General features: G+C 45.2%; 13 protein-coding genes. 3 read left to right on the top strand and 10 right to left on the bottom strand.

Annotation, left to right across the window (positions count from 1 at the left end):
* Positions 1-147 precede the first annotated feature (147 nt).
* Positions 148-1,830: an aspartate:alanine antiporter gene (locus VEJY3_RS06100; RefSeq protein ID WP_014231566.1), complete on the top strand. Its 1,683-nt coding sequence runs from the start codon at positions 148-150 to the stop codon at positions 1,828-1,830.
* A gap of 102 nt (positions 1,831-1,932) precedes the next feature.
* Here VEJY3_RS06100 and fabV read toward each other — a convergent pair whose 3' ends face one another.
* From fabV to VEJY3_RS06060, 8 genes are all read right to left on the bottom strand, one after another.
* Positions 1,933-3,135 (bottom strand): enoyl-ACP reductase FabV, encoded by a 1,203-nt coding sequence (fabV, locus tag VEJY3_RS06095; RefSeq protein WP_014231565.1) that lies wholly within the window; start codon positions 3,133-3,135, stop codon positions 1,933-1,935.
* 178 nt (positions 3,136-3,313) lie between these two features.
* Complete coding sequence (locus tag VEJY3_RS06090) at positions 3,314-5,596, bottom strand: acyl-CoA dehydrogenase (protein WP_014231564.1); 2,283 nt, start codon at positions 5,594-5,596, stop codon at positions 3,314-3,316.
* Between the two features lie 79 nt (positions 5,597-5,675).
* Positions 5,676-6,302 carry a TetR/AcrR family transcriptional regulator gene (locus tag VEJY3_RS06085; RefSeq protein ID WP_014231563.1) on the bottom strand — a complete coding sequence of 209 codons (627 nt, stop codon included), beginning with the start codon at positions 6,300-6,302 and terminating at the stop codon, positions 5,676-5,678.
* Positions 6,303-6,842: 540 nt separating this feature from the next.
* A complete protein-coding gene (nhaA, locus tag VEJY3_RS06080; RefSeq protein WP_014231562.1) occupies positions 6,843-7,994 on the bottom strand; it encodes a Na+/H+ antiporter NhaA in 1,152 nt (383 codons plus the stop codon).
* Between the two features lie 352 nt (positions 7,995-8,346).
* Entirely contained in the window at positions 8,347-9,468 is a 1,122-nt protein-coding gene (locus VEJY3_RS06075; protein WP_014231561.1) for a lipocalin-like domain-containing protein, read from the bottom strand.
* Positions 9,468-11,921, bottom strand: coding sequence for an ABC transporter permease (locus VEJY3_RS06070; RefSeq protein WP_014231560.1), 2,454 nt, complete (start codon positions 11,919-11,921; stop codon positions 9,468-9,470). The genes VEJY3_RS06075 and VEJY3_RS06070 overlap by 1 nt, the downstream gene beginning before the upstream one ends.
* Entirely contained in the window at positions 11,902-12,573 is a 672-nt protein-coding gene (locus VEJY3_RS06065) for an ABC transporter ATP-binding protein (protein WP_014231559.1), read from the bottom strand. Before VEJY3_RS06065 ends, VEJY3_RS06070 begins: the two co-directional genes overlap by 20 nt.
* Positions 12,574-12,766: 193 nt before the next feature.
* Entirely contained in the window at positions 12,767-14,143 is a 1,377-nt protein-coding gene (locus VEJY3_RS06060; RefSeq protein WP_014231558.1) for an MATE family efflux transporter, read from the bottom strand.
* A gap of 94 nt (positions 14,144-14,237) precedes the next feature.
* On the opposite strand from VEJY3_RS06060, the gene VEJY3_RS06055 reads away from it, so the two are divergent.
* Positions 14,238-15,680: a DUF2867 domain-containing protein gene (locus tag VEJY3_RS06055; RefSeq protein WP_014231557.1), complete on the top strand. Its 1,443-nt coding sequence runs from the start codon at positions 14,238-14,240 to the stop codon at positions 15,678-15,680.
* A 38-nt stretch (positions 15,681-15,718) separates the two neighbouring features.
* Here the strand turns inward: VEJY3_RS06055 and VEJY3_RS06050 are convergent, their stop codons facing one another.
* Positions 15,719-16,321 (bottom strand): NapC/NirT family cytochrome c, encoded by a 603-nt coding sequence (locus VEJY3_RS06050; protein ID WP_041170211.1) that lies wholly within the window; start codon positions 16,319-16,321, stop codon positions 15,719-15,721.
* A gap of 30 nt (positions 16,322-16,351) precedes the next feature.
* Positions 16,352-16,963, bottom strand: a complete 612-nt coding sequence (locus VEJY3_RS06045; RefSeq protein ID WP_231119380.1) for a c-type cytochrome — start codon at positions 16,961-16,963, stop codon at positions 16,352-16,354.
* A gap of 577 nt (positions 16,964-17,540) precedes the next feature.
* Here VEJY3_RS06045 and VEJY3_RS06040 point away from each other — a divergent pair.
* Positions 17,541-19,853 carry an OmcA/MtrC family decaheme c-type cytochrome gene (locus VEJY3_RS06040; RefSeq protein ID WP_014231554.1) on the top strand — a complete coding sequence of 771 codons (2,313 nt, stop codon included), beginning with the start codon at positions 17,541-17,543 and terminating at the stop codon, positions 19,851-19,853.
* The last annotated feature ends 42 nt before the right edge of the window (positions 19,854-19,895 follow it).

Genomic DNA, 19,895 nt, shown 5'->3' with positions numbered 1-19,895 from the left:
AGTGCGGCTTTTTTATTATTTTTCATATAGTTATTCCCCTAAGTCAACTAATGGAAAAACATAAAAAAATTCACTTATCTTTTTGCTATATTTAGTTACAATTCGCCACTCTAATCTTTCTTGGCACACACTTTACCGAGCCACACAGTGAACATAGACGTCGTATATCTTCTCGAACAAAACCCAATCCTCCTAATCTTCGTCGTATTAGCCATCGGCCTTGCCTTCGGAAAAATCCGATTTGGTAACTTACAACTAGGTAACTCCATCGGGGTTCTCATAACTTCGCTTATCATGGGCCACTTAGGCTTCTCTTTTAATGCAGAAGCGTTAACTATTGGCTTTATGCTATTTATCTACTGCGTAGGTATTGAAGCAGGCCCTAACTTCTTTGGTATCTTTTTTAGAGACGGGAAGCACTACTTCATTCTGAGTATGACCGTACTGGTTTCAGCGGTATGTTTAACTTATGGATTAAGCCATTATTTTGGACTCGATTTTGGCCTTTCAGCAGGTATGATGGCGGGGGCATTAACGGCAACCCCTGTACTTGTGGGTGCACAAGACGCGCTTAACTCAGGATTGGCGACAATACCACGCAATATGGACTTTGCTCTGGTCTTAGAAAACTTATCTGTCGGCTACGCAATGGCTTATCTGATCGGCTTAATAAGCATGATCATGTTCGCAAAATTGCTACCAAGACTCCAGAAACAAAACCTGTCTGATTCAGCGCAACAAATTGCTCAAGAGCGTGGGCTTGGTAACTCAGGGCAGAGAAAAGTCTATCTTCCGATCATTCGGGCGTATCGAGTTGGACCAGAATTGATCGACTGGACAGATGGTAAAAACCTGCGTGAACTGGGTATTTACCGACAAACAGGTTGTTACATTGAGCGAATTCGCCGCAATGGCATTCTCGCCCACCCTGATGGTGACGCTATCCTCCAAGAAGGCGATGAGATTGCACTTGTTGGCTTCCCGGATAGCCACGCTAGATTGGATTCAAGTTTCCGTAACGGCAAAGAGGTTTTTGACCGTAACTTGCTCGATTTGCGCATTGTGGAAGAAGAAATCGTCGTAAAAAGTGACGCGATTGCCGGTAAGCGCTTGTCTGATCTTAACTTGTCAGAGTTTGGTTGTTTCTTAAACCGAGTAGTACGCGCACAAATTGAAATGCCAATGGATTTAGACATCGTGCTTGCCAAAGGTGACGTGCTTCAGGTCAGTGGCGAAAAGAGCCGAGTACACGGTCTTGCAGAAAAAATCGGTTTCATCTCAATCCACAGCCAAATGGCAGACTTATTGGCATTTTGCAGCTTCTTCATCTTAGGCATTATGTTTGGTCTGATCACGATGACATTTGGCCAAGTGTCGTTCAGTTTAGGTAACGCGGTAGGCTTATTACTTTCCGGTATTACCTTGGGCTTCTTACGTGCCAACCACCCTACTTTTGGCTACGTACCACAAGGGGCACTTAACATGGTTAAGGACCTTGGTTTGATGTTCTTTATGGTCGGCATTGGACTCAGCGCTGGTGGGAAAATGTTTGAGCACCTGACACAAGTCGGCCCGAAAGTCATTGGCATCGCCTTTATTGTCAGCGTGGTTCCTGTGGCACTCGCTTATCTCGTCGGGGCTTATGTGCTTAAAATGAACCGAGCATTGCTTTTTGGTGCCATTATTGGTGCCCGTACGTGTGCGCCAGCCATGGACGTGGTAAATGACTACGCGAAGTCGACTATTCCTGCATTGGGCTACGCTGGTACTTACGCAATAGCGAACATTTTAATGACGCTCGCGGGTACAATCCTCATCATATTGAGTTGATTTATCAACGTTCAAACATAAAAAAGGCGCTCAATGAGCGCCTTTTTACTATATCAAAACCATTTGCTATATCAGGAATAGGTTCGACCTAAACAATAGCCTTTAGATTTGAATGAAATCTGCTTCTACTGCTGGGTTCACGTCTGCTTCGTAATCCACACCGTCAACACCAAAACCGAATAGCTTCAAGAACTCTTCTTTGTACTCAACGTAGTCAGTCAGCTCTTTTAGGTTCTCAGTCGTAATTTGTGGCCATAGGTCACGACAGTGTTGCTGGATGTCTTCACGAAGTTCCCAGTCGTCCAGACGAAGACGGTTCATGTCGTCCACTTCTGCCGCAGAGCCATCTTCTTTGTATAGACGCTGGCTGAACATACGGTAGATTTGTTCCATACAGCCTTCGTGTACGCCTTCTTCACGCATCTTCTTGAACACCATTGCAATGTACAACGGCATTACAGGAATTGCAGAACTTGCCTGAGTTACAACAGATTTAAGAACCGCAACGTTCGCGCTGCCACCAGTTTGTGCTAGCTTCTCGTTAAGTGCTGTTGCTGCGCGATCTAGGTCCATTTTCGCTTTACCTAGTGCGCCATCCCAGTAGATTGGCCAAGTTAGCTCAGTACCGATGTAGCTGTATGCGACTGTCTTACAACCTTCTGCAAGTACACCAGCTTCAGAAAGTGCGTTGATCCAAAGTTCCCAGTCTTCACCGCCCATTACGGTTACTGTGTCTTTGATCTCTTCTTCTGTTGCAGGCTCAACGCTCGCTTCGATGATAACGTCTTTGTTGGTATCAACCGCTGTCGAAGTGTAAGTTTCACCGATAGGCTTTAGAGATGAACGAATCAGTTCACCTGTTTCTGGCAATTTACGTACTGGAGACGCCAGTGAGTAAACCACCATATCAATCTGACCAAGGTCTTGCTTGATCAGCTCGATTGTTTTCTCTTTTGCTTCGTTTGAGAAAGCATCGCCGTTCAGGCTTTTCGCGTATAGGCCTTCTTCACGCGCTAATTTTTCGAAAGCGGCAGCGTTGTAGAAACCTGCAGTGCCTGGCTTCTTCTCTGTGCCTTCTTTTTCAAAGAACACACCGATAGTTGATGCACCGCCACCAAATGCCGCAGCGATACGAGAAGATAGACCGTAGCCACTTGATGCACCCACAACAAGAACGCGTTTTGGAGCGTTTTTAATTGGGCCTTGCGCTTTAGTGTAAGCAATTTGTTCTTTTACATTAGCTTCACAACCAACAGGGTGCGTAGTAGTACAGATAAATCCACGAATTCTAGGTTTGATGATCATATTCAACTTCCTTTAAAAAACCTTGTAAGGATAAAAGTTTCGCTTCGAGTTCGCATCTAATTTCTGTAAAAATGCTTCGAAAATGCAAGTGGTTGGAGCACTAGACTGCTAATTTTTAAACGAGCGAAACAAAAAAGCACCTCCGAGAGGTGCTTTTATCGATATCTTTATTCGCTTGTTAAGCGGCTGAGTTCAGATGTGACTTTTTTGGCGCATCGGTACGAAGTTCCGAAAAGTCATGGCTGAAATGGTCTACTTGAATCGCCTTGTAGCGTAATTTGTCTGCCGCTTTAATCTTATCAACTTCTTCCTGAGTTAAAACGTCAGCGTCGAGAGCTTGCTGTAAACGATCATTCAGCAGACCTTTACGAGCAACCTTACCATCTTTAACGCCCTTGATAAGCTTACGCTCTAAAGGTTTGATATCGTACATCGCAAGGAAAGCTTTCTCCATCAAACCGATATTGTCATCTTCTGCTTTACCTACATAGCATAGATGCGTCAAGCGATCGCGCTGTGCACCAGGCGTCATCATCGCCTCTGCAATACGCATGCTCAGCTCATCGCTAGGCTTGTTGAAGTGGTTGCCCAGTGGGAATAGCAGCCCCTTAAGTACACCACCAACATATTTCACTGGGAAGTTAGTATAAGCTTCGTTTAGTGACTTAGCCGCATTGTACAAACAGTGCTGAACTGCGTAGTGAACGAAGTCTAGATCGCCTTGCTGACGTCCTTCATCTTCGTATTTCTTAAGTGCTGCTGATGCCATGTACAAGAAGCTTAAGCCATCACCTAAACGTGCAGAGATCATCTCTTTACGCTTCAGATCGCCACCTAGTGTCAACATAGCGAAGTCTGCACTTACAGCAAGATCTCGGCTTAGACGCGTGATGTCTTTGTAGTACTTCTTAGTTGGACCGCTCATTTCCGCTTTGATAAAGCGAGAACCTGTTAGTGCTGCACCCAATGCGCCAAATGTGTTGCCTGTCGCGTGCTTAATGTGTTTGAACAGCAGATCATCAAACTCTTTCGCACCTTGCTCTGCATCTGGGTTTGCTGCTGCTTCCATCTCTTTTAGTACGTATGGATGACAACGAGTCGCACCTTGGCCAAAGATCATCAGGTTACGTGTCAGAATGTTTGCACCTTCTACGGTAATCGCAACTGGAATACCCACGTAATGCTTCGCCAGGTAGTTCATCGGGCCATCTTGGATTGCGCGACCAGCGTGAATATCGAACGAGTCATTAAGAAGCGTACGTGCTATCTCGGTCATATGATATTTAGCAATAGCAGTGACGATACCCGGCTTTTCTTTCATGTCTAGCGAAGTAGTTGTCAGTGTGCGCGTCGCTTCTAGAAGGTAAGTTAAACCACCAATGCGACCCATTGCTTCTGCCACACCCTCAAATTTACCGATAGACATACCGAACTGCTTACGAACGTATGCATAAGCACCCGTTGTTCTGGTAGTTAGGTGTCCGATAGCGGCACCAAGCGCTGGCAGTGAAATACCGCGACCAGCCGACAAACATTCAACCAGCATACGCCAGCCTTTACCTGCGTAATCCGCACCACCAATTAACCAATCCATTGGAATAAAGACATCTTCACCACGGGTTGGACCATTCATGAATGCAGAACCAAGTGGGTCGTGACGCTCACCGATTTCAACACCTTCGTGGTCGGCAGGAATCAGTGCACATGTGATACCCACATCTTTCTTGTCACCAAGCAGGCCGTCAGGATCCTGAAGTTTAAATGCGAGACCTAAAACCGTCGCTACAGGCGCTAGTGTAATGTAGCGCTTGTTCCAGCTCAGGCGAATACCCAGCACCTCTTCACCGTTATGCTTACCGTAACAAACAACGCCTTGATCTGGGATACCGCCCGCATCAGAACCGGCTTCCGGGCCTGTTAGCGCGAAACATGGAATATCAGTACCGTCAGCAAGACGAGGCAACCAGTAATCTTTTTGCTCTTGTGTACCATAGTGAGAAAGAAGCTCACCTGGACCCAATGAGTTTGGAACCATTACCGATACAGCCGCACTGATGCTTCGAGTCGCAATGCTCGAAACAATCGTAGAGTTAGCATGTGAAGAAAACTCGCGACCGCCATATTCTTTAGAGATAATCAGAGAGAAGAAACGCTCTTTACGTAAGAATTCCCACACTTCTGGAGATAAGTCTCGGTCTTCTTTTACGATCTTTTGATCATCAAGCATATCGAGTAGCGTTACGAGCTCATTGTCCATAAAGGACTGCTCTTCTGCTGTTAACTTCGGAGTTGGGTATTGGTGCAGCGTTTTAAAGTTTGGTTTGCCGGAAAATAGCTCTGCATCCCACCAAACACTACCTGCTTCCATTGCTTCTTTTTCAGTGCTGGACAACGGAGGTAGTACTTTTTTAAACATTTTAAATGCTGGGTCACTAATCCATTTTCTTCGTAGAGAGCTCATTGTTCAGATCCTTTTGTTCACGTCACCTTACGGCATAATTTATTATTGGTTTAACTAACAGCTTACTTGTTCGAGTCATTTACTTCGCTGACATTCCTGCTGACAAGTAAGGAATTAACAAATCGACTACAGACTTAATATCGACTTCTTGATCGAATTTACTTTCTGAAAGCTCTAGTAGCGCTTGACTAGATGCCATCGTGAAAACGCACGTTCCGAGCGTGAAATGTAATCGCCAGAATAGTAGCTCTTCCGTTAGCTCTGGGTTCGCTTTCATGATAGAGGTAGTAAATAACTTCAATACTTCGTCGTAACGAGTGGTGATGAACCAACGTAAATGTCCCTGCACATCCGTATAACCGCGGCCCAGCAATAGCATAAACAACGCTGTACCATTTGGTCTTACTTCATTAAGTGTAGCTAGAGGCAATCTCAGCGATTCAAACACTTCTTCCATCGTGTAATTATCGCGCGTGTTCAGTTCGACTAGAGAGGTCTTGATACTCGGCATCAGTGCTTCTAGGTATCGGTCTAAAACCGCCCTAACCAGCGTCTTTTTATCACCAAAATGGTAATTGACTGATGCAAGGTTTACATTCGCTCTGCCAGTAATGGTTCTCAGTGATGTATCATTGAACCCATACTCTGCAAACAACCCTTCTGCGACATTGAGTATTTTTTCTTTTGTTGAAGTTCTTGGGGCCATTTTAATCACTCGTATTAAACAACTGTTTAAAATATACCGCGAACAGAGAGATTAACAAACGATTAACATCACATTTTCAAAACTTATTCTTTCAATAAAAATGTTCAACGTTTAACCAAGATAAATTTTAAACATAGTAATTTTAGTGCGGTTAAAATCCGCATGGTGAACTCAAGCAGCTCCTTGGATTACTGGCGATAAACTTATGGTGGTATTACCCGCAGATACAATGACTTAAATTGACACATCAAAAAACGGCATGTTTTAGGAAAATATTTTCCAAAAAAATGGAACTGTTTGGGGAAAGCTCGGTCTGAATATATGTAACAACTAGGGCATTTTAAGTTTCACTGGCCGTCAAACTTTTCCATCTGATTGTTACGTTGCTGCTTTTTTCTTATTAACTCCTATGTTTGTATCCGCCCAGTCAAATTTTCGACTGGGCTTTTTTTCGTCTGGAACATTTCTCTTAGCTCTACCTACAAGATGACAGGCATAAAAAAGCCTCCCTTTTGGGAGGCTTTTCATTGGTTTAAGTTTTTACGCTTGTGCCTTTTTTGGTAAAGACAGGTGAAGTAACACGTAACCGATTATCGCAGCAGTTGTTGACCCCATCAAAATACCTAGTCGTGCGTAAGTATCGAACTCGGGACTCACATTGCCGAATGCAAGTGACGAGATAAAGATAGACATCGTAAAACCAATACCACAAAGCACAGACACCGCGAAAATATGTTTGAAGCCAATACCTTCTGGCAGCTTCGCCACACCTAGCTTCACTGCCGCCCAGCTGAAGGTGAAAATACCCAGAGGCTTACCAACCAACAAACCAAGCGCGATACCTAATGGCAACATTGAAGTTAAGCCAGATAAAGATACGCCTTCTAACGAAATACCAGCGTTTGCAAACGCAAACAGCGGAAGAATACCAAACGCCACGTAAGGGTGAAGAGCATGCTCCATGTGTTTCAGCGGTGAATGCTCGCCCGGCTTACCTTGAAGCGGGATAGCAAAACCGATTACCACACCAGCAAGCGTCGCGTGAACACCCGATTTAAGAACAGCAAACCAAAGGATGGCACCCACAATCATATATGGTGTTAGTTTGGTCACCTTCTTAGCGTTCAACAAGAACAGTAAACCAGTCATGGCAAAACCAACTAGCAAAGCCATTGTCGATAAATCGCCCGTGTAGAACAGCGCGATGATAACCACAACACCTAAGTCATCGATGATAGCCAGAGCCAGCAGGAATACTTTTAGGCTTACCGGGACACGTTTACCCAGAAGCGCCATGATACCCAATGCAAATGCGATATCTGTTGCCGCTGGGATTGCCCAGCCAGAAACCGCTTCAGCGTCACTCGCATTAAATGCGACATAAATAAGAGCGGGTGCCAACATACCACCTACCGCTGCAATCGCAGGGAAGATCGCTGTTTCTTTTGATTTCAGTGCACCTTCAAGTAACTCTCGTTTAACCTCAAGACCAATTAATAGGAAAAACACCGCCATTAGGCCGTCATTGATCCAGTGAGATACGGACATACCTAAAACATAAGTATGCAGAAAAGATTGATAAGTTTCGCCCAGAGGTGTGTTTGCAATGGTCATCGCGATCGCCGCTGCAATCACGAGAAGAATGCCTCCTGCGGATTCCATTTTGAAAAAGTCACGAATAGCATCGTTCATACATTAACCCTTATATTTATTATCTTCATAAACGATCGACAAAGAATGATCTGAGTTTATAGCTGTAAGAAACTTTAGAATAATCGCTTGTTCAGAGTATAAACTTCGTTATTTCCGATGTTTGATTTGCAACATATCGTATTTTCCAACAATAACTTTGTAGTCGTTACGACCAATTGCATATCGCTTCTTTGCTATTTATTAATCAGTATTACTCATAATTCAGCATAACATGATTAAAATACTTATGATAAACACTGAGAATTATCCTATCTCTATCAAGCTACAGGAACAAAAAAGCCACCTCAAGGGTGGCTATATAAATAAAAACCGAATGGTAGTTAGCAAACAACTAGTAGCCAGTTAATTGCATAAATCCCCAAGCCTCGTTAGAGCCCGATGCTAACGTAGGACCTTCCCAATATGGGATAACAAAAGGGAGCCACATATTGGTGTTAACGACACGTGTCGTCAGGTCAATGTCGTATTCTGGCACATTGATAACCCATTGTAATGGCAGCCGTTTTCCGTTAGACAAGCTAGTTACTTGTATCGGTTGAATCGTGATATCTTTCTCTGACAGATTGATCACTTTACCTGAACGTGTTGATAAGGTGCCGAATATATGAGGCATTTGACCGTGATGACGATACCTGCTGACCGTCAGCGCTCTGCCATCATCTAAGTTGAATGTGAACCAGTCCCAACCTTGTTGCCCTTCTCCGATCAGACCACTGCCCCACTCTTTTTGAGTCCAGGCCGTGCCAGATACTGGGATCCGTTGACCATCAATATTCAAACTGCCTTTCACATTAAGAAAAGGGGCACTAAAGCTAAACGAGGCAACCGACTGCAAAGCATGCTTGACCTGAAAGCCTCTGTCGCCATTGACGACAAATGGGCCGTTCGTCTGTGTGTTAAGGTCAACGCTGAATTCATCCGTCGCAACAATAAGTTTGCCAGGGAAAGGCGTTGTACCAAGAGAGCGCCAGTTCCAATTGTCAATCCATAAGCTAAATGGATGATTCTGCATCCCAGCCTGGCCTATGCCACCTCGCGCAACACGTTGCTCTTTCCACACCTGAGAACCATGGCTAATGACGATGTGTGAGATATATAGCTGAGGATTTTGCCAGCCTCTGGTTTCACGTTCATCTGTCGCTACTCTAAAGTAACTCCACTGAACGTTATAAACCCCGCCGTTCTTATCTTGCAACTTAGCGAAGTAATTCCACCATTCGTGCTGGTATTTGGGATGAAACTTAAAATCGGCTGGCAGCGAAACATGTTCATCAGGCAAAACTGGCTCAAAGATAGTGTTATTCTCTCTGGTCAGTATCGAGTTAATATCACTCTCCTGAGTAACCGTGTCTTCCGACCAAAACGGCAAGTATAGAGAGCCTAGCAGTACAACCACTGCCACAATAGACAATACTGCTGCTAAGAAGCGCTTTTTGGAGTTCTTTTTTACCACTACAACGCATCCCTCAATGACTTCATTGGTGTACTTTTGATCATTCTAATAACAGGCAAGGCACCTGCCGCCATGATAGCCAGCATTGCCCAAGCGATCGTCTTGGCATATTCCCAAGGGATCGTCTGTAACTCCAGTGACCAGCCAAAAGATTGTCTGATAATAATGTCCACAATCACATGAGCCAGTGCTAGGCCAAGAGGCACGGCGATCAGCGCCGATATCGCCCCAAACGCGAACAGCTGTAAGCCACCGAGTAAAACAAGCTCTTTACCGGACACGCCCATACACCTGAGGAGTGAGAAGTGACGCTGCCGAGAGAGTTCACCTGCCAGGGTTGCAAAGAACAAACCGAAAACAGCGATGATAAGTGTGATGTTGCCCAGCGTACCCGCGATAGCAAACGTATGATCAAAAACACGCATTGCTTGGTTATAAATATTACTATCATCAAAAATGCGATCCTGAGATAAGCGGAACACATTTTCTAATCGGTTTTTCAGTCCTTCACCATTGACGTTGTCTTCAAGAACGACGCCAAGCCCCACGTTCCCCGTACCTGCAAAAGCATACAGCCAACTTCGGTGAGACATCATTACTTGGTTATAGGGGTTACCATAGTCATAATAAACACCCGCAACTTGCCACCCGTCACCAAGCGGAGCATGTAGATCAATCACATCACCAGGTCGAATGTCGAGCTTTAACGCCATCGACTCACTAACCATGATACTTTTGCCATGGTGTAACTGATACCAGTAGCTAGGCACACCCAGCTTAACCGTTAGAGAATCGAGTTCCCCTTCAGAAGCACCTGTGCTCACAACCTGCAGAACGCCCTTATCCGTAGGTAGATCTTTTTCCCAACGCCACCACACAGACTTCACTTCAGGTTGCTGCTGTAACCAACCACTCATGCGTGCCGCATTATTGTTATTCGGGTAAATATAAATGTCCGCAGCCAAACGTTGGTTAAGCCATTTGTCGGTGGTATCTCTAAAACTACCAACCATGGTTTCAACGCCAATGTTTGCAGCAAGTGCAAGCATGAATGCCATGCTCGCGACTCCGCGGTAACTCATACTAGCCGCAGCATCTGCGAAGAACCACCGGACTCGCACCCAACGCAGTGAGTACGAAAAACTCTGAAATAGATGCCACATGATAAATGGCATAACGAGGGCAACACTTAACATCATCAGCGCGACAATAGTGAAGCCAATCTCCTGTGTTTTTGGTGCTTGATACACGGCGACCGCAGCAACGCAAAAAGCACATGCAGCCAACGCTTGCCAAGAGAACTCTCGACCAGCAAAACGCATCAAAGAAAGACGAGACGATAAGCGAATAGGTTGTGATTTAAGTAGACGTATTAACGGCCATAAACACGAAATTAGCGCCCCCATCGCTGACATGATTAAGCTGTATATGCTTGACTTCCATGACCAACCGATAGACAAACCGACGTTAGCGTCATACAAATCACTTAAACTTGTCGACACCGTTGGGATAAGCTCATTTGCGAGTATTACCCCCAAAAAGTTGCCACATGCCCAAGCGACCGTCACAAGAATAGACAGTTCAAGTAATAAAGCATGCGCAAGTTGAGTTCCGCTTACACCCGCTTGGCGTAATATCCCTACTAAGCGTTGTCGCTGAATCAGAGACAAAGACATGGCTTGATAAAAGATAAACAGTCCGACTAAAAACGACAGCATTCCCATTGCCGTTAAGTTCATATGAAACGCTTTAGTCAAAGACTCTAATTCGTTGCGCGTGTTATGAGTCAGCGTCATGCCATTGGGTAGCATTTTTTTCAGTGCCGACAGCTTTTCTTCTGACATTTCACCACACAAAATCGAAGACAAGCCCGAGCTGCGTTTCAACATGCGTAGTAAAGAAATATCAGTAATCAGCCTAGTACCGGAAAGCAGGCTATTCTGGTCGACTTGAAGCGGGCCCAGACGGCTGCCATCGTTCATCTCAATAAAGTCACCATCTTGCCATTCCATGTAAGAAGCCAAGTCTTGACTGATCAGAATTGGATAAGGAGGCTTCATTATGGACAGAATCGGCATTTCCCCTAATGATTTTCCTTGCTGAAGAGGAATCATCGCGACAGGATCAATACCGACCAACATCAGATTCATGTCTGACTTAGCGTCTAAATGGATCACATCAAACGGGGCACATTGATTGAAGCCTGCGCGACGCAGCTGGATATAAAAACCCTGAGGAACTTTATTAGCAGAGTGCTTGGTACTAATTCGGTAAGGCAACGGATTAGAGAAAAGTCTCTCTCCCGTTGTATAGCTCTGTTTTGCATGCTGGTTAATCGAGGTAACGCCAACCAGAAGAGATACGCCTAAAGTTAAACCTAACCAGACGAGAATAATTTGCAGTGGGTAACGACGGTAATGACCGAGTAGTGCCTTAACTACGGGCCATAACATGCAGTTGTCCCCCTTGCAGTCGGATTTTACCTTCCATATGGTCAGCGACCTTCTCACTATGAGTCACCAACAACAATGTACAATTCAGTTGGCGCGCAAGCGTGGTTAATAAACGCATCACCGCTTCGGCATTTCGTTCATCCAAACTTCCGGTTGGCTCATCGGCCAAGAGAATTTGCGGTTCCATGTAAAGAGCTCGTGCAATCGCAGCGCGTTGTTGCTGGCCACCAGAGACTTCTTCAGGATAACGGCCAAGAAGCGGCATCAAATCAAGAGCGGAGAGAATCTGACGCCACAAACCTTGATCTTCCGGCAAGCCTTTTAACTGGCGGCAAAAACGAATGTTATCCGCAATATTTAGCGTCGGAAGAAGGTTAAATTGCTGGAAAATATTGCCGATGTTATTTCTGCGATAGAGTGTTCTCAAATGCTCCGGAGCATCATGCATCGAAAAACCGACAAACTGAATTTCTCCGGAATCCACCGTATCCAAACCAGCAATCAAATTAAGTAAGGTACTTTTGCCTGAACCACTCTCACCCATCAGAGCGACTTGCTCACCGCGTTGTAATGTTAATTCTGCCCCTTGTAAAACTGGGTGAAACTCTCCCCCATCTACATAGCCTTTACATAGGTCTGACAGTCTTAACATTAATATAGCCGCTCAACAGGTATTTAAAATTGGGATAAGAATCTACACTAAAATCGGACCAGTAGGAAGTATTTTGAATACTAGATCACATTATCAAACCGCAAATGCAACTCGATTCACCTTCTCAAACTATTTTTGTTGAAATTAAAAGCAAATTCCTATCAGTAATAATCGATTTTCTCCATTTGTATAATTAGCTACCGATTAGGTTTTTCATCCACTTTTTACTTCTCACACGAGGTAAGGAAATCGCCCACTTAACCACTTCCTCGGTCAAAAAGAGTAAGTACACCCATTGCGGTTCCCAACCAAGGTAAATAGCAGCAAAGGCAGCAAGAGGGATACCAATAACCCACTGTGCTACTAAGTCCTGATACAGGCAGAATTTAACATCACCGCCCGCGCGAAGAACACCGACAATGACCATCATAGGAATGGAACGCAGTATCACACCAATCGCCAGAATCAGCATAAATTGCTCTGATAACTGACGCGTTTCTGGCGTCAAAGCGCTGAACGCATTCAGTATCCACTGGTTTGAAACCAACAGTAATAAGGCAACCACCACGGCAATGATCAGATTCAAAATAAGTGTTGCCCAAGCTTGGTAGTAAACAGGTTCAAAATTCTTTGCGCCTAACTGATTGCCCACCAAAACGGCAGCAGCATTCGACAAACCGATCATCATTGCCAACGCTATGGATTCAACGGGGGTCATGACTGAGAGAGCCGCCAAGCCCTGGACGCCCGCTTGTCCCATAATCGCATGATAAACAAATAGTCCACCAGCCCATGCCAGAAAGTTAAATGTCGTAGGTAATGACAAACTAAGAAAGCGCGTAATTTTTTCAAATACTAATCCCGCTCGGATGTCATTCCATCCAAACGCAAGAATATGTTTCTTCGCCCATAAATACCCGAATAGACAGCCCACTTCGATGGCACCGCTGATAACAGTCGCGATTGCAGCCCCGGTAATACCAAGTGCAGGAAAACCCAAGTGACCGAAAATCAACACCCAGTTCAGGAACACGTTCGAGACGATTCCAATACCACTAAAGAATGTGCTTAAGCCCGGTTGATGCATCGCTCGCAAACCAACGGCCATACTTGCAACACAGGCAACAGCAAACATACTGGCTGAAGACGCCACCAAATAGTTTGCCCCCAGATCAATAACCTGCTGTGAGTCAGTGGTTAAACTCATGATTGGATCAGGAAAGACCACAAACAGGAAAACAGCCATCGCAGCAAACACCATTGATATCACCCAGGTAAGAGATGTACTCTCCCTTACGCCCGCTTTGTCCCCGGCCCCCCAATATTGAGCGGTTAACAAAGCTCCACCAGTCGTGACACCCACCAACATAATTGTCGTGACAAACGTAGCTCGAGCGGCCACCCCAACGGCGGCAATTTCAGCCTCACCAAGCTGGCCGAGCATTAATACATCGACCAGGCTGCGGCTGGAAAACATAATGCTTTGAAGAGTGATTGGAAGCGCTATCGCGAACAAACGACGTAAAAATGCCTTATCGGCGTGAATTAAAAGCTGAGAAAAAAAAGACACGAGCACTCCAACGACAACTTGTTGAAAGAAATGGAAAAGTGTCTCATGATTATACCTAGCGGTGATAATTCCACCAACAAAAAAAGGACAAAGAATGAAAAAGGTGTTGGTACTTGGCGCGTCTGGATACATAGGTTCTCAACTTCTCCCTCTTTTACTAGATAAAGGTTACAGCGTCACAGCAGCGGCGCGACATATCGATTATTTAGAATCAAGATCGCGCCCTCATCCAAACCTGACGCTGAAATACCTGGATTTAGCCGACGCTGAGGCAACATTATCTATTGTGAATGACTTTGATTTGGTCTTTTTTTTGGTGCACGGAATGGCTCAAGGAGATGACTTTGTCGAATACGAGCTCAACCTTGCACTGAATTTTAAGTTCGCCTTAGAAAAAAGTCGCGTTAAACACGTTATTTATCTCAGTGCAATTCAGCCCCAAACGGGAAATTCGCGCCATTTAGCCGCACGAAAAGCAACCGGAAAAATCATTCGCCAGTCCGGAGTTCCGGTCACAGAATTGCGCGCTGGTGTGATTATCGGCCCGGGTTCTGCGGCTTTTGAAATAATGCGTGACTTCGTTTACAACCTGCCTGTTTTAGTCACGCCAAAATGGGTGGACTCTAAAGCCAACCCGATAGCTCTGCCTAATCTTAATCATTACTTACTCTCCCTTGCAGCAGAACCACCACCGGTGGAAAGTAAGATCTACGAAGTGGGAGGGCCAGATACATTAAGTTACAGAGAACAATTTCGCGTTATATGCCAAGTGACGAATAAGCCATACCGGTTGTGGTCTACCCCACTGCTTACCCCTAAAATGGCGTCGCACTGGCTCGGGCTCACCACTTCCGTTCCATCAAGTATTGGCAAGGCACTACTCGCCGGATTAGAACACGATTACATCGCTGATTCGGTCGCGATTGAGACTCGGTTTCCACAAGAAATGATCAGTTATGAACAATCGGTAACAGAGGCAATTGCACACGAGGCAACGTTTGTACGTAGCAATGTTTGGGGATTTGAGCCAGCGGCACTAAAACGCTGGCAACCAGGATATGGCTACTTTCCTAAGCAAGCAGGAGCCAGCATAAAAACCAAAGCATCTGCTGAGGCGTTGTGGAAAGTTGCGCAGAAAATTGGTAGCCGAGAGAAAGGATACTACTTTGCAAATATTCTTTGGCGAACCCGTGAATGGCTGGATATCTTTTTTGGTGGCGGGAAACCCGTTCGAGTCTCCCCTCCCGGCCCCGAACTCAAAGTGGGCGACTTCATTGACTCTTGGAAAGTCATCCGGTGTGAAGAAAACCAATTCTTATCTCTGTTTTTTGGCATGAAAGGTCCCGGGCTTGGGCGCTTGGAAATCAGTATAAAAGATGAAGGAGATGTGCGAGAGCTGGACATAACGGCATGGTGGCATCCGCAAGGTTTTCTGGGGCTGCTTTACTGGTTTGCCATGATGCCAGCCCACCTGTTCATATTTAATGGCATGGTGAAAGCGATGGCTAACCAAGCGGAAGAAAACTCAGACCACTAGGCAGCCATACTTCATACTTATCAGAACTTTAAGAAGAATCAATTAACCATAGCGGTGGTTTCAACCATTTCTTCTTCGACTTCTTCTGGCTCATCCTCTGGTAACTTGTGCGCTATACCAGCATGACAATCGATACACGATTGATCTCGTGATTCCATCATTTGGTGTCGACGAGCCGTCGTACGACCTTGCGCTTCGAAGTCCATGCGATCAACCTGGTGGCAATATTTACATTGCTTGGACTTATTGGCGACAAACTCCTCCGTTACGATTGCCGCAAGCCTTGGCCGGTGTTCTGACTCAAAGTTTTCCAGCGTAATATCGCCTTTCAATTTATGGAAGATATCCGCTGTCGCGGTGATTTTAACGATCATTTTGGGAATAAACTCTCTCGGAACATGACAGTCACTGCATGTCGCGGCAATCACACCTTTTGAGTTGTTGTAATGTATTGACGCTTGATATTCCTCCACGATCGTATCCATCCCAATGTGGCATCCGAAACAGAAGTCGTTGGTGTTGGAATAATTCATAACGCCATGGTAAGCGCCTAGTGCGCCCACGCCTAAGATAAACGCGACTACACCACCAAGCGGGATGCCGAGCATCCATTTTTTATTAGGTCGACTCCACCATCCCATATAGTTTGCTCCACCTTGCCAGTGATTGATTTATTGGAAACTCGCGTAATATTCAGACAGTGCAACCAAATCGTCTTCACTTAACCCTTTAACAGCGCTATCCATTTTCTTATCTACAGAACGTGCACCGCTATGAAACTGCTTGAGCGTGGTTAGCAAGTAGCCTTTTTGCTGGCCTGCCAGAATCGAGGTTTCATCCATCGGATCGCTGCCTCCATCCACATGACAGCTGTCGCAATTTTTCTCGTGAATCATTTTCCCTTTATCAGCCAGTGACTGATCGAAGTCCTGTTTCGCACGAACAAACGCAAGCTGTGAATAGTGTGCAGCTAACTCTTCCACTTCTTCTTCGGAAAGCGATTTCACAATAGTCGCCATGTCACCACTTTTGCTCGTATCACCATAAACATGCTTAACGGTATCAGCAGGTCGCCCTTCGCCATACTGCAGCATTTGATCAATAAAATTAAATTCCGGTAAGCCCGCAATAGAAGGAATATTGGTATTTGTCGATACCCCACCCGGTCCATGGCATGCCTCACATTCCAAACGCTCGATTAATTCTGGAGCGGATGCTTGCACTGACGAAACCAGAAGAAAGTTGGCTGTAATCAACGTCAACGCTTGAGTTATTTTTGTCAAAGAAGAACACATAGGCTGCGATTCCTAAACTTAAATATTATTGAAAGACAGTGAGAACTAGGCGGCTGTATCTAAAATTTACTAGAAAGAAAATGGAATAAACATGACGACTCTCAAGTCAGATCACTGCTAAACCAACGCTTTCTTATAAGCAATTCCAATATCAACCTGTCCAAAACAACATCTCATTTACATACACAATACATATTAGACCACGCTCTTATAATTTGCTGACATTAGAAAGGCAAATTATAACCTTATTTTTTATAAGTCATTGTAATGCATAATAAAACAACAAAACCCATAACATTCAACACTTTGAGCAACATCACAACACTCAAAAAATATCTTTAGCGAGCTATGAAGCACGGTTTTATGTCTATACTCAAAACAGTCGGTGGTAGAGTGGAATGTAAATTTTGACCCGTCGTTGTTCACTCTCTCCAAAAGATAACTAACAAGAATAAAGCAAACTACTTTATATGGGCTATTTATACTCAGAGCCCAAAATTCAATAAGTTGTATCTAAATTAGTCCCACTTTTATTTAAATCTATTAGGTGAAAGCGAGAGGGAAAATGAACAATATAAAACTACTTTTCATCACAACCCTTGCCATGTTAATGGCCGCATGTGGTCCAGGCGGTAAAAATGATCAAAATACCCCTCCGCCAGATGTCAGTTCATTCAGCGTCGAAATCGAAACGCCGATGCTTATGCCCTCCGACAGTGGTACTGAAACAAAGTTGGTGGTTGACTTTAACGTTCTGGACGGCGCGGGGCGTGACTACACGTTCGACACCGATAAAGACTTTAGAATCGCGGTGTTGAAAGCAATGCCGGCACGCAGTGACGTTGAAGATACCAGTGACCCCGCTTACGACTATAACGGGCGTAACGGCAATACCTTCTGGAAAAGTTTCCATCACTCCAGTGATGCTTCAAACAATAGAGCATCAATGGAGAGTGTTTGGGATGGCGATTTAGAGAAAACAGACGACGGCTATCGTTACACCTTTGCAATTACAGACATTTTGAAAGTCGCCGATCCGTATCCTGCCGATTCCGCTGATAATGACGGGTATATCAGCTGGGATGAAGATAAGTTGCACCGAATCGTGTTCGCTTACGGTGACCAAGAGGTCGGTTTTACTCATGTTTATGAGTGGGTACCAGGTACCAGTTCAGACAGTACTGTAACGAGGAATGTCATTGAAGACGGTACCTGTGCGAATTGTCATATGAACGAGCCCCTCCACCATGGTCCGGGTTATCGCTCAATAGACAACAACATCGCGGTTTGTACGTCTTGTCACAACGACAGTAACCCAGGTGCAGCACCCGCTCGTAGACCTCTTGCGGCCGTTGTACACCAATATCACGGCAACGTATTTAAACTTGGCAGTGACAGAAATGACCTGACTACGTACAAGCAGCCTGTTGATGACAGTGAACAGTTAGTCACTGACATAGACGGTCTTGTCGTTGAGGGCAGCCCATTCCCACAAGATGCGCGCAACTGTACGACTTGTCACTCGAGTGACACAGCAAAAGCATCGGATGCAAACAACTGGTTTGAACACCCAACCCAAGTTGCCTGTGAAACCTGTCACTTGTTCCGTGATCGCGGAGCTCATGCAAATCAAGTTGGTACAGCATGGATTCGAGACGGTTCCCCTCAAAATACTTGTACCGGATGTCATCGCCCTTATGAGCGCGATGAAAATGGCGACCCAATCATTGGCGAAGACGCAAGCAGAAGCGCTAAAACGGTTCACATGATGCGTTTAGCTAACCTATCAACCGCCAGAGACACGTTAGACGTCTCGATTGAACAAGCGCGTTTCATTGATGATAGCTTCGAAGTTCAAGTACGCATCATGAAAGACGGTGTGGGTATAAGCTCAATGGCTGACATTAGGCCTTTTATCAATAATGACGATCACTTCTACCTTCTTCTTAACTGGGATAACGGTGAAGGACCTCTATTGTCATATTTAAGTCCGCTAACTTTCTCGTCACCGTCGCCGCTCCCAACCGTTGATCTGAACATGTATGGAGACGGTGCGGTTGGTGATGGCTGTGTTGCAGAAGGTGATGGTATGTTCACCTGCCACAAAGACCTCAGTGCTTCTGATGTCAAACCAACCAGCACTTCTAAACTGACTGTCAACATTGCAGATGTACCTCTATGTGCTGACAGAAGAGAAGGCGTGCTAAGTGAGTGTGTCAACTTTACCGGTATTGATCTAATCAAGAGCCCGTTCATGATTGCAGCAAATAACACCTCTTCAGCCTTCGGCATTGGTGGTGTGGAAATTCCTCATAGTCTTCCAATGGGCGCGGATATTGAGAGCTGTAACGGTTGTCATAAAGAGCTGACAATCCACGCAGACTCTCACGCGGCGACTGATTTCCAGCAATGTAAAAATTGCCATAACTCAGAACGTCCATCTTTTTACACAGGCATACCGGCAGATCTGAAATACCACGTGCACTCGTATCACGCGTTTGGGTCTCATCGTAATGGTGAGGCGGTATTCCCAGGAGCAATCAACAATTGTGAATCTTGCCATACATCGTCTCAATTTAACCTGCCAAGTCAGGAAAATACGCGCCCATCATTGGCGATGAATACAGCTGGAGAAACAAAATACTTCAGCCCGGCTCTAGTGGCCTGTGGTGCATGTCACCTTGAATCAGCGCTCGCGGACGCAGATCCAGAAACTGTAGCTGGTGATGCAATACTGAGCCATATGATAAATAACGGCGCAGTCTTTGGTGCTGACACAGCAGCAGAAGCGATGGGTTCTGAGCAATGTTCGACATGTCACGCTATCGGGCAGTCTCAGGGCGTAGATAAGGTTCACAAGGTATATGACTACCGTTGAAAACGTCATTGATCATAAGTAATTAACGATTAAGGATGAAAA

The sequence above is a fragment of the Vibrio sp. EJY3 genome, assembly GCF_000241385.1.
GTDB lineage: Bacteria > Pseudomonadota > Gammaproteobacteria > Enterobacterales > Vibrionaceae > Vibrio > Vibrio natriegens.
The sequence above is the reverse complement of the archived record's forward strand: the minus strand, read 5'-3'. Positions and strand labels throughout refer to the sequence as shown.

Excerpts from the sequence above, each read along its gene's own strand:
- fabV (WP_014231565.1), bottom strand. The coding sequence starts at position 3,135 with ATGATCATCAAACCTAGAATTCGTGGATTTATCTGTACTACTACGCAC.
- VEJY3_RS06090 (WP_014231564.1), bottom strand. The coding sequence starts at position 5,596 with ATGAGCTCTCTACGAAGAAAATGGATTAGTGACCCAGCATTTAAAATG.
- VEJY3_RS06085 (WP_014231563.1), bottom strand. The coding sequence starts at position 6,302 with ATGGCCCCAAGAACTTCAACAAAAGAAAAAATACTCAATGTCGCAGAA.
- nhaA (WP_014231562.1), bottom strand. The coding sequence starts at position 7,994 with ATGAACGATGCTATTCGTGACTTTTTCAAAATGGAATCCGCAGGAGGC.
- VEJY3_RS06070 (WP_014231560.1), bottom strand. The coding sequence starts at position 11,921 with ATGTTATGGCCCGTAGTTAAGGCACTACTCGGTCATTACCGTCGTTAC.
- VEJY3_RS06065 (WP_014231559.1), bottom strand. The coding sequence starts at position 12,573 with ATGTTAAGACTGTCAGACCTATGTAAAGGCTATGTAGATGGGGGAGAG.
- VEJY3_RS06055 (WP_014231557.1), top strand. The coding sequence starts at position 14,238 with ATGAAAAAGGTGTTGGTACTTGGCGCGTCTGGATACATAGGTTCTCAA.
- VEJY3_RS06050 (WP_041170211.1), bottom strand. The coding sequence starts at position 16,321 with ATGGGATGGTGGAGTCGACCTAATAAAAAATGGATGCTCGGCATCCCG.
- VEJY3_RS06040 (WP_014231554.1), top strand. The coding sequence starts at position 17,541 with ATGAACAATATAAAACTACTTTTCATCACAACCCTTGCCATGTTAATG.